This is a genomic window from Curtobacterium phoenicis, assembly GCF_047238015.1.
Lineage (GTDB): Bacteria > Actinomycetota > Actinomycetes > Actinomycetales > Microbacteriaceae > Curtobacterium.
Window position 1 is genome coordinate 2,742,501 of the sequence record NZ_JBDFLZ010000002.1, and the last position, 13,679, is coordinate 2,756,179.

At 72.8% G+C, this 13,679-nt stretch carries 12 protein-coding genes; 4 read left to right on the forward strand and 8 right to left on the reverse strand.

What is annotated here, in order from left to right:
* Positions 1-5: 5 nt before the first annotated feature.
* From ABC270_RS13010 to ABC270_RS13020, 3 genes are all read right to left on the reverse strand, one after another.
* Positions 6-1,313, reverse strand: a complete 1,308-nt coding sequence (locus tag ABC270_RS13010; protein WP_412881180.1) for a UDP-glucose dehydrogenase family protein — start codon at positions 1,311-1,313, stop codon at positions 6-8.
* 83 nt (positions 1,314-1,396) lie between these two features.
* Positions 1,397-1,945 (reverse strand): PH domain-containing protein, encoded by a 549-nt coding sequence (locus tag ABC270_RS13015; RefSeq protein WP_412881181.1) that lies wholly within the window; start codon positions 1,943-1,945, stop codon positions 1,397-1,399.
* Between the two features lie 4 nt (positions 1,946-1,949).
* Positions 1,950-2,771 (reverse strand): biotin--[acetyl-CoA-carboxylase] ligase, encoded by an 822-nt coding sequence (locus ABC270_RS13020; RefSeq protein WP_412881182.1) that lies wholly within the window; start codon positions 2,769-2,771, stop codon positions 1,950-1,952.
* Between the two features lie 73 nt (positions 2,772-2,844).
* On the opposite strand from ABC270_RS13020, the gene ABC270_RS13025 reads away from it, so the two are divergent.
* Positions 2,845-4,440 (forward strand): acyl-CoA carboxylase subunit beta, encoded by a 1,596-nt coding sequence (locus ABC270_RS13025; RefSeq protein ID WP_412881183.1) that lies wholly within the window; start codon positions 2,845-2,847, stop codon positions 4,438-4,440.
* Positions 4,437-4,694: an acyl-CoA carboxylase subunit epsilon gene (locus ABC270_RS13030; RefSeq protein ID WP_412881184.1), complete on the forward strand. Its 258-nt coding sequence runs from the start codon at positions 4,437-4,439 to the stop codon at positions 4,692-4,694. Before ABC270_RS13025 ends, ABC270_RS13030 begins: the two co-directional genes overlap by 4 nt.
* A 542-nt stretch (positions 4,695-5,236) precedes the next feature.
* Here ABC270_RS13030 and ABC270_RS13035 read toward each other — a convergent pair.
* The 4 genes from ABC270_RS13035 to ABC270_RS13050 form a co-directional block, all read right to left on the reverse strand.
* A complete protein-coding gene (locus ABC270_RS13035) occupies positions 5,237-6,286 on the reverse strand; it encodes a hypothetical protein (RefSeq protein WP_412881185.1) in 1,050 nt (349 codons plus the stop codon).
* Complete coding sequence (locus ABC270_RS13040) at positions 6,283-7,521, reverse strand: sensor histidine kinase (protein ID WP_412881186.1); 1,239 nt, start codon at positions 7,519-7,521, stop codon at positions 6,283-6,285. Before ABC270_RS13040 ends, ABC270_RS13035 begins: the two co-directional genes overlap by 4 nt.
* A 128-nt stretch (positions 7,522-7,649) precedes the next feature.
* The gene (locus ABC270_RS13045; RefSeq protein WP_412881187.1) at positions 7,650-8,369 is read right to left on the reverse strand and encodes a response regulator transcription factor; all 720 of its coding nucleotides are present in this window, start codon (positions 8,367-8,369) and stop codon (positions 7,650-7,652) included.
* A gap of 119 nt (positions 8,370-8,488) precedes the next feature.
* Positions 8,489-9,748, reverse strand: a complete 1,260-nt coding sequence (locus tag ABC270_RS13050; protein ID WP_412881188.1) for a class I SAM-dependent RNA methyltransferase — start codon at positions 9,746-9,748, stop codon at positions 8,489-8,491.
* Between the two features lie 14 nt (positions 9,749-9,762).
* Between ABC270_RS13050 and ABC270_RS13055 the strand changes: the two genes are divergently transcribed.
* Complete coding sequence (locus ABC270_RS13055) at positions 9,763-10,608, forward strand: Maf family protein (protein ID WP_412881189.1); 846 nt, start codon at positions 9,763-9,765, stop codon at positions 10,606-10,608.
* Positions 10,609-10,687: 79 nt separating this feature from the next.
* Positions 10,688-12,466, forward strand: a complete 1,779-nt coding sequence (locus tag ABC270_RS13060; protein WP_412881190.1) for an acetyl/propionyl/methylcrotonyl-CoA carboxylase subunit alpha — start codon at positions 10,688-10,690, stop codon at positions 12,464-12,466.
* Positions 12,467-12,564: 98 nt separating this feature from the next.
* Here ABC270_RS13060 and ABC270_RS13065 read toward each other — a convergent pair whose 3' ends face one another.
* Entirely contained in the window at positions 12,565-13,503 is a 939-nt protein-coding gene (locus ABC270_RS13065; protein WP_412881191.1) for a hypothetical protein, read from the reverse strand.
* Positions 13,504-13,679: the final 176 nt, after the last annotated feature.

The following is a 13,679-nucleotide window of genomic DNA, read 5'->3' on the forward strand; positions in this document are numbered from 1 at the left end:
GACGCTCAGCGACCCATGCCACGGAGCGTGAACCCGGCCGCCGTCCAGGCGTCGCGGTCGAGGCAGTTGCGGCCGTCGACCACGACGGGCGCCGCGACGAGTGCTGCGGCGTCGGCCGGGTCGAGCTCGCGGAACTCGTTCCACTCGGTGAGCACGAGGACGAGTTCGGCACCGCGCAGGGCATCGGCGGCGGACTCGACGTAGTCCAGCTCCGGCCGCACCCGGCGGGCCGTCCCGATCGCCTCCGGGTCGTACGCGGCGACGTGCGCGCCGAGCGCCTGCAGCCGACCGGCGATGTCGAGCGACGGGGAGTCGCGGACGTCGTCGGAGTTCGGCTTGAACGCCAGCCCGAGCACGGCGACGCGCTTGCCGGTGACGTCCCCGCCGAGGAGCTCCTGCGCCAGGGTGACGACGTGGTCGCGGCGGCGGAGGTTGACGGCGTCGACGTCCGCGAGGAACGCGAGCGACTCGGGGACACCGAGCTCGGCGGCGCGGGCCTGGAACGCCCGGATGTCCTTCGGCAGGCACCCGCCGCCGAACCCGAGACCGGCGTTCAGGAACTTGCGGCCGATGCGCGCGTCGTGCCCGATCGCGTCGGCGAGCGCGGTGACGTCGGCGCCGACGACCTCGGCGATCTCGGCCATCGCGTTGATGAACGAGATCTTCGTCGCGAGGAACGCGTTGGCGCTGACCTTGACGAGCTCGGCGGTGGGCAGGTCGACGACCAACCGCGGGGTGTCCTCGGCGAGCGCCGACGCGTACACCTCGTCGAGGACGGCCGTCGCACGCTCGCCCCGTTCGCCCGCGGGGACGCCGTAGACGAGCCGGTCGGGCGAGATGGTGTCCTGCACGGCGAAGCCCTCCCGCAGGAACTCCGGGTTCCAGACGAGGGTCGTGCCCGGGACGGCCTGCTCGACCTCGGCCGCGAGCCGGGCCGCCGTGCCCACCGGGACGGTGGACTTGCCGACGACGTACTCGCCGGCCGAGAGGTACGGCGTGAGCGACGCGACCGCGGCGTCGACGTAGGTGAGGTCGGCCGCGCCGGTCGGCCCCTGCGGGGTGCCGACGGCGAGGAAGTGCACGGTGGCTCCGGCGACCTCGGCCATGTCCGTGGTGAAGCGGATGCGCCCGGAGGCGAGTGCCTCGGCGAGGATCTCCGGCAGACCGGGCTCGAAGAAGGGGGCCTCGCCCGCCGCGAGTCGCTCGATCTTCGCCGGGTCGACGTCCACCGCGACGACGTCGTGCCCGAGCTTGGCCATGGAGGCGGCGTGCACGGCACCGAGGTAACCGCAGCCGATGACAGAGATACGCACGGGAAGACGGTACCGGTTCCTGCGTGTCCGTACACCGAACGCCGCGCGTCCGGCACGGCGACGGGGAGCGGAGCCGGGCGACGTCAGGCGCGGACGTCGCCCCACGGCGGCCGCTCCGAGCCGCCGACGATCTCGTCCCAGTCCGGCTCACGATGTCGCCGGCGCGCCTCGTACGCCTCGACGAGGTCGTGCAGCACCGCGACGACGAGGTCCGCGTGCGGCACGTCCGCGAGCACGACGACCGGATCGTCCCCCGGGAAGACGAGGACGTCCCCGGACCGGAACACCCCCTGCAGGCCGCGGCGTCGCACCGTGACGTCGTAGCCGCGGGCGTGGAGGAGCTCCCGGCGGGTCCGGGTGCCGAGACCGTGCACCACGACGAGGCGCCGCGTGGTGAGCACGTAGCGCTGGGACATCCACCGGACGAGCGGCACGACCCCGCCGAGCACGACGAGCAGCAGCGTGAGGAGCGCCACGACGACGTTGAGCCAGGCGAGCTGGGCCCGGAACACCCCGAACCCGAAGCCCCCGGCCGCCGTCACGAGCACGACGAAGACCGCTGGACGGACGAGCCGTCGCGCGTGCGGCCGGAGCCGGGCGACGACGCGTTCCGGGGGCGGCTCGGCGATCATGCCCTCATGCATAGCGCAGGTGCGTGACGTCGCCGACCGCGACGCCCCTGGTCGCACCGTCCCGGTGCCGGATCGTGATGCGGCCGTCGTCGTCGATGCCGACGGCGTCCGCCTCCTCGACGGAGCCGTCGGGCAGCTCCAGCCGGATGCGCCGACCGATCGTGCCGCACGCGGCACGGACGCCGGTCCGGACCGCCTCGGCCGCCGCACCGCCCGTCGACAGGGCGGCCACCGCCTCCAGGACGGCCGCCCTGAAGTCCGCGAGCACCGCGTCGGCGAGTTCCGGCGCCGTGCCGGAGGCACCGGCCACCGCCAGCGAGGTCGCGGTGGGCGTCGGCAGCGCGTCCGCGGGGATCGTGAGGTTCACCCCGGCGCCGACGACGACGCTGCCGTCGGCCGCGACCTGGCAGAGGATGCCGCACACCTTCCGTTCGTCGACGTGCACGTCGTTGGGCCACTTCACCTCGACGACCGGCCTGGAGGCACGACCCGCCTCCGCCCCGCCGCCCAGGCGGGCGGACACCGCGTCCCGCATCGCGCGTCCGGCGACGAGCGGCAACCAGCCGCGCGAGCGGTCGTCGAGGTCGGTGCGGACGAGCAGGCTCGCCGCGAGGGTCTGTCCGGCGGGAGCCGACCAGGAGCGGTCGAGCCGGCCCCGCCCGGCGGTCTGGTCGAGCGTCGCCACCACGCTCCCGTGCGGCAGGTCCGCAGCGGCCGCGAGGAGGTCCGCGTTCGTCGAGCCGGTCGTCGCCGGGACCACGAGGACCGCACCGTCGGCCTCGACCTGGGAGCGGGTGACCGGGAACGACGACTCGGGTGTGGACATGCACGCAATCTACGGGCCGGAACCGTGGACGACCTCCAACCGTGGGCGTGGGAGCCGCCGGTAGGGTGAGCGGGTGACTCAAGGTGACACCCCCGATCTCTCGACGACCGCCGGCCGGCTCGCCGACCTCCGCGACCGGTACCACGAAGCCGTGACCGCAGCGGGCGAGGCAGCCATCGCGAAGCAGCACGCGAAGGGCAAGGGCACCGCCCGGGAGCGCATCGAGCAGCTCCTCGACGACAACTCCTTCGTGGAGTTCGACGAGTTCGTCCGGCACCGCACCACCGCGTTCGGCATGGACGCCAAGCGGCCGTACGGCGACGCGGTCGTCACGGGCGTCGGCACGATCCACGGCCGGAGCGTCGCGGTCTACGCGCAGGACTTCACGGTCTTCGGCGGCTCCCTCGGCGAGGTCGCCGGCGAGAAGATCATCAAGGTGATGCAGCACGCGCTGAAGACCGGCGTGCCGATCATCGGCATCCTCGACTCCGGCGGCGCCCGCATCCAGGAGGGCGTGGTCGCGCTCGGCAAGTACGGCGAGATCTTCCGCCTGAACACCCAGGCGTCCGGGGTCATCCCGCAGATCTCGATCGTGATGGGGCCGGCGGCCGGCGGTGCGGTGTACTCCCCCGCCCTGACCGACTTCGTGATCATGGTCGACAAGACCAGCCACATGTTCGTCACCGGCCCCGACGTCATCAAGACCGTCACGGGCGAGGACGTCGGCTTCGAGGAGCTCGGCGGTGCCCAGACCCACAACGCGGTCTCCGGCGTCGCGCACTACCTGGCCGAGGACGAGACCGACGCGCTCGACTACGCGCGCTCGCTGATCGGCTTCCTCCCGGACAACAACCTGTCCGACCCGCCCGCGTACGACGTCGCGCCGGAGCTCGAGACGACCGACGCCGACCACGAACTCGACGTCGTCATCCCGGACTCGACGAACCAGCCGTACGACGTCACGACGATCATCGAGCACGTCGTCGACGACGGCGAGTTCCTCGAGGTGCAGCCCCTCTTCGCGCCGAACATCCTCATCGGCTTCGGCCGCGTCGAGGGCCGCACGGTCGGCATCATCGCGAACCAGCCGCAGGCGATGGCCGGCACGCTGAACATCGACGCCGGCGAGAAGGCCGCGCGCTTCGTCCGGTTCTGCGACGCGTTCGGCATCCCCATCCTGACGCTCGTCGACGTCCCCGGCTACCTGCCCGGCACCGACCAGGAGTGGACCGGCGTCATCCGCCGCGGCGCCAAGCTGCTGTACGCCTACGCCGAGGCCACCGTGCCGCTCGTGACGGTCATCACCCGCAAGGCCTACGGCGGCGCGTACATCGTGATGGGCTCGAAGCAGCTCGGGGCGGACATCAACCTGGCGTGGCCGACCGCCGAGATCGCCGTGATGGGCGGCCAGGGCGCCGTCAACATCCTGTACCGCTCGGAGATCAAGCGTGCCGAGGAGGCCGGCGAGGACGTCGCCGCCGTCCGGACCAAGCTCGCCAACGAGTACACCTACAACGTCGCGTCGCCGTACCTCGCGGCCGAGCGTGGCGAGCTCGACGGGATCATCCAGCCGCACGCGACGCGGGTCTCGGTGATCAAGGCGCTGCGGGCCCTCCGCGGCAAGCGAGCCTCACTGCCGCCCAAGAAGCACGGGAACATTCCGCTGTGACCGGCAAGCACGCAGCCGCCGTCCCGACCGACGCACCCGCTGCGGTCGCCGACGTGCGGGTCGTGTCCGGCGAGCCGACCCCGGAGGAGCTCGCCGCGGTCGTCGCGGTGCTCCAGCGTCAGGCCGACGAGGTCGCGGCCGCAGGACGGGCCGAGGTCACCGCCTCACCGCGCGCCGGATGGGACGCCTCGACCCGCGGACTCCGCCGTCCGCTGGAGCACGGCCCCGGCGCCTGGGCTCGTTCGCTGCGCTGACGTTTCCCCGGGGCCGGTGCCTGTGCACCCCTGCGCCTGACCGATCCGCGCGGTGTGCTTGAGTCCCGGGGGGAACCGGGCGACGATGTACCCCTGGCAACGGGTGCCCCGATCGCGTTGCAGGGCACACTTCCCGGGCAGTCTCCCCTCGTTCGGGGGACAGGTTTCCTGGAAGTCGGCCGATTCGGGCGGATTTGTCCCCCATAATGACGACTGACATCCGTGGTCCGGGTCGGCATCATTGTCTGTGTTCGGTGTCCTTCACAGAAGAACATCGCTGGACGGTGGCCGACTAGGGTACGACGCCACCGCCCGCTGCGAGTCAGGGCGATATTCGGGTTGTCGCTCAGACTCGGGTCGTGAACGGGCCGGTCGGATCCCGACCGGCCCGTTCCCCGTTCCCGGGTGTCCGCCGGCCGCCGGCTGTCCGCCCGGCTCTGCCCGGCCGCTGCGCGCGCCGGACCCGAGCCGGCGTCCGCGACCGGCCACGGGCCTCCAGGCCGTTGCCCGGGCCGAGCCATCGACGAACGGGCTCGAGCCGCTCAGACGGCCACGTGCCGCGGGATCTCCATCCAGAGCGCCACCGAGTCGTCCTCGTCGCCGTCCTCGTCGTCGAGGTCGGCACCCAGCGCCGCGGACTCGCTCGCGGCGGAGTCGAGCCGCAGGCCGACGACCGTGACCGCGGTGTCCGCTCCCTCCGCCACCGTCCGCACGATGACGTTGTCCGCGCCCCGAGCCTGCCGCAACGCGTCCGCGACCTGCGCGTGGATGCGTCGGATGTCGTCCGCCTCGAGGTCGTCGAGCCCGCCGTCGTCGTGCAGCTGCACGGTGGCGCCGGACCGTCGGAGCTGCATGACCTCGGCGCGCACGTCGTCGGAGAGCAGCGACCGACCGCGGATCTCGTCGCGGATCGCCTGTTCGAGGTGCAGGCACTCGTCGCGCTCGGCCTCGGACAGCTCGCCGTGCGCGTCGACGATCCGCTGCAGCATCGGGAGGGCCATCCGGGTCGTCTGGCTGAGCCGGAACTGCCGCTCGAACACGTGGGCGTCCTGGGCGGCCTGCCAGTCCACGGTCTCCTGCTCGGCGCGCGTGAAGTCCCGGCGCACCCGGGTGGCCCGGTTCATCGCGCTCGAGAACACCGCCGCGATCGCGACCCATGCGACGTCGGGAGCGACCCCGAGCTGCCCGAGCGACCCGAGTCCCGCCCACGCGACGGTGTGCACCGTCAGGAAGCCGACCCCGACCCAGGCGAACGGGCCCCGTCCGCGGACGACGAGGACGACCATGAGCGTGCCGACGGCCGCGACCCACCACGTCGAGGAGCCGGGGCCGGAGCCCGGCTCCACGACGGGGGCGGCGACGATCGGCACGACCACGGCCGTCGCGAGCGAGAAGCACGACGCCCAGACGGGGAGCGATCGGCCGGGGGCGAACAGTGCGGCTCCCGTGGCGGCCGCGTAGAGGAGCATGCAGGCGATGATCGGCGCGACGTCGTCCACGCGCGGCAGCGTCGTGGCCGCCAGGACCAGGTGGTACAGCGAGAAGAGGGCGGCGAGGCCGATCGCGACGCCGGTCGGCAGCGAGACCTTCACGAGGACTCCCCCGTCGCCGGCGCCCAGTCGAGCCGCACGGAGGTGCCACCACCGGGTGACGAGACGACCTCGGCGGTCCCGTCGACGGCCTCGACACGCTCGATGATCGACCGACGCACGCCGAGTCGCTCGGCGGGGATCCCGGCCGGGTCGAACCCGGCTCCGTCGTCCACGACCTCGATGTGCACGCCCGGCCCCCGCTGCTCGACGACGATCCAGCGGTCCACCCCCGTACCACCCGCGTGCTGCACCGAGTTCACCGCTGCCTGGAGCGCGGCGGAGGCCAACGCGTCGGCCACGACGGCGGGCAGCGGGACCGCACCGACCCGTCGCTCCACCAGCCGGACCGGAGCGGCGAGGGCGGACACGGCGCTGCAGATGCGGGCACGGAGGTCGACGAGGGACACCGGAGCGGCGGCGCCCGGGGTGTCGGCCGCCGCGGCCGCGAGGTGGTCGATGGCGTTCCGCGCCATCCTCGCCGCCAGGGCCTTCGCGTCGACGGTCTCCGCTCGCGCGGCCGAGAGCAGGGTGGTCAGCACGCTGTCGTGGACGATCGCGTCGACCTGCACCCGCTCGACCTCGGTCGCGTGCTCGCGGATGGCGGCCGAGTACCGGCGCACCGCCGTGGCCTGCGCCGCGTCGACCGCGGTGGCCGCCCGACGCAGCACGACCGCGATGACGAGCACGGCGCCACTGAGGATCGCCGTGTAGACGCCGTCGAGCAGGGCGCGCGTGAGCCCGACGTCACCGCCGATCGGGGTCAGCCGGATGACCACGAAGACCGCCGGGGCGAGTGCGGTGTAGACGGTCGCACGCCACGGTGCGAAGCCCATCGCGGCTGCGGTCGAACCGATGGTGATGAACCACCACGGCCACGGCTGCTGGGTCGGCGGGATCGCGTCCTGCACGGTGAGCGGCCACGTGACGAGCGCGACGAGGAAGACCAGCGCGCAGACGATCTGCGCGGGCTGGGCGAGGCGCGGCAGGAAGGCGGCGACCCCGATGAACACGAACGACGCGGCGAGCGCGACGATCATCACCGGGCCCCACACCGGGTGCAGGAAGGGCAGCTGGCCGATCACCTGCGGCGCGTCGACGGCGCCGAGCCCGACCGCGCCCATCGCGAGGAGGATGGTGAACGCACGTTCGACCGACGCCTGGGTGATGGTCGCGCGGACGTTGCGCGACGGATCGGCCCCGAAGGGCGCTCCCCCGGCGGGTACCGGTTCAGGCACCCCTGGCGACGCCGGTCGGGACGCAGCGGCGCTCCCGGACGCCCCACCGGCCCCGGACACCTCGCGTCCACCCGACGCCGGGCCGGGGCCCGACGCCGGCGCCGCCCCGGACGCGACCCTCATCGGCGTCAGCGGCCGTCGGTGTCGGGGTCGATCCCCGAGTCGAGGCCGGGCAGGATGCCGTCCTCGACCGCGCGGCGGAGGAGGTCGACCTTCGTCGGGGCGGGTCGACCGACCTCGACGTACTTCACGCGGATGCGGTCGAGGTACTCGCGCGCCGTCGAGTAGCCGATCCCGAGCTGCTGCGCGGCGAGCTTGAGCGGGAGGCCCGATGCGTACAGGTGGAGGATCTCCCGCTCGCGTCGACCGAGCTGTGCCTTCGCGAAGTCCCGGTCGGCGTCGATCGCGCTCGCCCACTCGAGGTTGTTGAGCACGTCCCCGCGGGCGACCGTGGCCACGGCGGCCATGACGGTCTTGGTGGCGGAGGACTTCGGGATCACACCGGCGGCGCCGGCGGCGAGCGCCTCGCGCACGTTCGCGACGCGGTCCGCGATCGAGTGCACGAGCACGGCCGAACCGGTCCCCTGCACCCCCTTGACGTTCTCGGTGACGGTCGATCCGTCGCCGAGCGACAGGTCGAGCACGACGACGTCGACCTCACGGTCCCCGAGTTCCCGGATGTACTCCGGGACGCTCGCTGCCGTGAGGACGACCTCGAAGCCCTCGTTCTGGCACGCGGCCTGGATGCCGAGCCGCACGGACTCGTGGTCGTCGACGATCGCGACGCGGACCGGCCCGGTCTGCACGCCCTCGGTCGTCCCGGTGGTGGGTGTCGTTGCTGCTGCCACGGTGGCCTCTCGTTCCGATGCGCGGCCCGGCCCCTGAAACCGGGTCGTCATCACCGGCCAAGGATACCCAGGTCGGACCCAGGTCCGGAGCGCTGGCCCCGGGACGCGCCGTGCGGCGGTCAGGCGGCGGGCACCAGGCGGGCCACGGCCTCGAGGTGGTGGGTGTGCGGGAAGAGGTCGAACGCGCGGAGCGCCTCGAGTCGGTACCCGAGGTCGGCGAACGTCGCCACGTCGCGGGCGAGCGCGACCGGGTCGCAGGCGACGTAGACGACCTGCGCGGGCTGCAGCGCCGCGATCTGCACGGCGACCTCGCGGCCGGCGCCGGACCGCGGCGGGTCGAGCACGACCGTGCCCGCACGGAGGCGGGCGCGCTCCGGCTGCGACGCGCCGGCGGCGGTGCGGGCGAGCCACCGGTCGACACGGCCGGTCTCCGCCCGGGCGCCGATCCACTCGGCAAGGTTCTCCTGCGCGTGCTCGGTCGCCCGTTCGGACCCCTCCACGCTGGTGAGCTTCGCGCGCGGCCCGACGAGGTCGCCGAGCGCCGCTGCGAGCAGCCCGACCCCGCCGTAGAGGTCGAGGTGCTGCCCCTCCGGGTCGAGGCGGTCGCGGTCCACGAGGTCCTGCACGGCGGCGGTCAGGACGGCGGGCGCCTGCCGGTGCACCTGCCAGAACCCGTTGTCGTCGACCGCGAACGTGCGCTCCCCCACCATCTCGGTGACGACCGTCGGCGACTGCGTGTCGATCACGAGCCGCGCGCCCTCCGAGCCGGACGGGGCGAGGACGTCGATCACCGAGGCACCGGGCATCGATCCGCGACCGAGCGGTGCACCCTCCTGCACGGCGGCGCTCGCGAGCGGCAGCGACGTCACGGGGACGACGGTGTGCGACCGCGCGGCGAAGGGGCCGGGGGTGCCGTCCGCGTCGACGTGCAGGCGGACGCGGGTGCGCCAGCCGGTGCCGTTCGCCGCGTCGTCGCCGGGGACCGCCTCGACCGTGACGTCGTGCCCGAGGACCTCGGCGAGGTCGGTGCGTGCGAACCGCGAGAAGGCGTCGACGAGGACGTCGTGCTTGAGCCGGCGCTGGTGGGCGAGGGCGATGTGGCCGAACTCCGCACCACCGGCCCGGGCAGCCGGGTCGCGATCGAGCGCGGCCTCGGGCCAGACGTGCTCGACACGGTGCTCGCTCGGCTCCTGCACCGAGACGGTGTCGGCCCGCCAGAACGACTTCTTGCGGTCCTCGGTCACCCGTGCGGTGACGCGCTCGCCCGGGATCGCGTCCGAGACGAAGACCACGCGTCCCTCGTGCCGTGCCACCGAGATGCCGCCGTGGGCGATCCCGGTGACGTCGAGTTCGAGCAGCGTTCCGACGGATTCACCCATGGTTCGATGTTCCCATGCGTCTGTACCTCGCGAGTACGTCCCCCGCCCGCCGCGCCCTGCTCGCCCAGACCGGGATCGAGCCGGTGCTCGTGGCACCGGGGGTCGACGAGGACGCCGCGGTCGCCGCGCACGAGGCCACGCTCGGCCGGCAGCTGTCCGGTCCGGAGCTCGTCTCGCTGCTCGCCGTCGCGAAGGCCTCGGCCGTCGCCGACGCGGAGGTCGCCGGACGTCCGGTCGACGGGTTCGTGTTCGGCGGCGACTCCGCCTTCGAGGTCGACGGCACCCTCTACGGCAAGCCCCACGACCCGGCGGTCGCACGGGAGCGCTGGCGGCAGATGCTCGCGGTGGGCGGTGGGACGCTGTGGAGCGGGCACTGCGTGCTCGACCGCCGCGCGGACCGCGCCGCGGCGGTGGACGCGTCCGGCGGGACGGACGCGTCCGGCGGGACGGACGCGTCCGGCGGGACGGACGCGGCGACGTCCCGGACGGGAGGCGTGGGGCCGGCCCGCACCGCGCCTCCCGTCCGACCGCTGCCTGCGTCTGCTGCCGGTGACGGCCTGATCAGTGACGCTGCGCCCGGCGGTTCCGCCATGGTCGCCGACGGCGACCGCGTCGTCGCGGTCGACAGCGCGGTGCTCACCTTCGCCGACGACGTGTCCGACGACGAGATCGACGCGTACGTCGCGAGCGGGGAGCCGCTCGAGGTCGCCGGGGCGTTCACGATCGACGGCCGGGCGGCCGCGTACATCACCCGCATCGACGGAGCGCCGTCGGCCGTGGTCGGGCTGTCGCTGCCCGTGCTGCGCGCGATGCTGCTGCGCGGGTTCGGGGCGACGTGGCACGACCTCTGGTCGATGTAGACATCCACACTTCTTCGCGTGCGTTCTTTGTGGACGCCGGTCAATTCGGGCCGCGGCAGCACGAATACGCTGACTTACCATGCCCCGTATCAGCAAGGTCCTCATCGCGAACCGCGGCGAGATCGCCGTCCGCATCATCCGCGCGGCCCGCGACGCAGGCAAGGCATCGGTCGCGGTCTACGCCGACCAGGACCGTGACGCCCTCCACGCTCGTCTCGCCGACGAGGCGTACGCGCTGAACGGCACCACGAGCGCCGAGACCTACCTCGTCATCGACAAGATCATCTCCGTGGCCCGCCGCTCGGGCGCGGACGCCGTGCACCCCGGGTACGGGTTCCTCGCCGAGAACGCCGACTTCGCCCGCGCCGTCATCGACGCCGGGCTCACCTGGATCGGCCCCTCGCCCGAGTCGATCGAGCGGCTCGGCGACAAGGTGTCCGCGCGCCACGTGGCCGAGAAGGTCGGCGCGCCGCTCGCACCCGGGACGATCGAGCCCGTCGCGGACGCCGCCGAGGTCATCGCCTTCGCGGACGAGGTGGGCCTGCCGGTCGCCATCAAGGCGGCGTTCGGCGGTGGCGGTCGCGGTCTGAAGGTCGCCCGCACGCGGGAGGAGGTCGCCGCGCAGTTCGAGTCGGCCACCCGCGAGGCGATCGCCGCGTTCGGTCGCGGCGAGTGCTTCGTCGAGAAGTACCTCGACAAGCCGCGCCACGTCGAGACCCAGTGCCTCGCCGACGAACACGGCAACGTCGTCATCGTCTCCACGCGTGACTGCTCGCTGCAGCGCCGTCACCAGAAGCTGGTGGAAGAGGCGCCGGCGCCGTACCTGACCGACGCCCAGCTGGAGCGCCTGTACGAGTCGTCGAAGGCGATCCTGCGCGAGGTCGGCTACGTCGGCGCCGGCACCTGCGAGTTCCTCATCGGCGCCGACGGCACCGTGTCGTTCCTCGAGGTCAACACGCGCCTGCAGGTCGAGCACTGCGTCTCGGAAGAGGTCACGGGCATCGACCTCGTCCGTGAACAGTTCCGCATCGCCGAGGGCGGCGTGCTCGACTACGAGGACCCCGCGCCGAAGGGGCACTCGTTCGAGTTCCGCATCAACGGCGAGGACGCGGGCCGCAACTTCTTCCCCGCGCCGGGCCCCGTGCACGCCTTCAACGCCCCGTCCGGCCCCGGTGTCCGAATCGACTCCGGTGTCGTCTCGGGAGACGTCGTTTCCGGCTCGTTCGACTCGATGCTCGCGAAGCTGATCGTCACCGGCGCCACCCGTGCCGAGGCGCTGGAGCGCTCGCGTCGCGCCCTGGCGGAGTTCGAGGTCACCGGCCTGCCGACCGTCCTCCCGTTCCACCGCGCGGTCGTGTCGGACCCGGCGTTCGCCACGGACGACGACACGCCCTTCAGCGTCTACACGCAGTGGATCGAGACCGACTTCGTCAACGACATCCCGCCGTGGAGCGGTGCGACCGAGGAGCTGCCCGCTCCGGCGTCGCGCGACACCGTCGTGGTCGAGGTGCAGGGCAAGCGCATCGAGGTCACCATACCGTCGATCGTCGGCGGCGGCGCTGCCGGTGCCGCGGGTCGTCGCCCCGCGGGTCCGTCCGCTCCCCCGAAGCGTCGCTCCTCGGGCGTCCGCGGCGGCCTCGCGTCGTCCGGGTCGGTGACCTCGCCGATGCAGGCCACCGTCGTGAAGGTCGCGGTCGCCGAGGGTGACACCGTGGTGAAGGGCGACCTGCTCGTCGTGCTCGAGGCCATGAAGATGGAGCAGCCCGTGCAGGCGACCCGCGACGGTGTCGTCAAGGCGCTCAACGCTCCCGTCGGCCAGACGATCTCGTCCGGTCACGTGCTGCTCGAGCTCGCGTAGCGCGCCGCGCGCTCGCCGGGGCCGCGGCGCGTCCGCGGAACCAGGTTTCGGACACAGCACCGTGCTTTTCCACGGTGCTGTGTCCGTTCCGCGATGTTTCACCACGGCGGAGTTGTCCGGATGGCTCGCCGCACGGGCAGGCCGGCACGAGCGAAGACGCTTGGAGCGGCTCCGCCGGGCAAGACGTCACGCCACGTCACCCTGCCGAGGCCACGAACATCTGGCAGTGCACGGACGGCGTCCTCACGGAGCTTCTCATCGACCACGACGTCCTCCGGAGCGCGCGTTCCTCGCAGGGCACGGTCTCGGTACTTGGCGAGGCCGTCGAACTCGATGACGGTGCCCTGCTCGGGGAACCAGAAGTCGACTCGGGCGACGACATGACCGACGGCGCGGAACTCGTGCTGCAGGACCGGCGCCGGGAGTCCGAGATCGTGGACGACGAGGTGGGTCAAGCTCTCCCCTGGTGACTCGGTGCGCCCGTCGGCAATATCGATGAGTCTGCGCGCCCGAGCAGTGCTCCGCCGGTTCGTCCGACGTGACAGTTCGACGACGAGCATCTCGCGCGGGACACCACGCCGGAGCGCCGCGTCGAGCACGACGATGGCGTGACCGCGATCGCAGCGGAGCGCGACGTCGACAGCGGTCTCGACCAGGTCCGTCGTCTCGATGCCGTCGACGGCGACCGTGCTCACTCGACGACCACGAGCCGGCACCTTGTCGCTGAACCGTAGCCGTTGCGCTCGGTCTCGCCCGGGGTCTGTGAGCAGGACCCGTTCGGGGAGCGGACCGAACCACGGGAGCCCGTGCATGACCACGGCCGACTCGTGCGAGACGATGAGACCGGGCTTCGAGCGGCTGACGACAGCGTCGATCCTGGCGCGGTGACGAGTCGCTTCTGCAGCATCGCGGAACGCAGCGGCCGAGGTTGTGATCCCGTAGCCGACGCGCACACGCTCACCGTCCACGCGTCGCCGTCGCACACCTCGTGCAGCGCTCTCGTCGGCGGGGACGGAGAAGAGCGGAAGCCGGTCCATCGCCACATCATCAGTCGGCTGCGGGCACGCGCTGGTCGACCGGGTGAGCGCTGTGGATGCGAGCACACTGGCGACGTGCTGTGGAGGAACGCCGAGAGGGGCTCCACTCGGGTGACATGCGTGCTTCTACACCGTGGATCGGACACAGCACCGCGAAAAAGCGCGGTGCTGTGCCC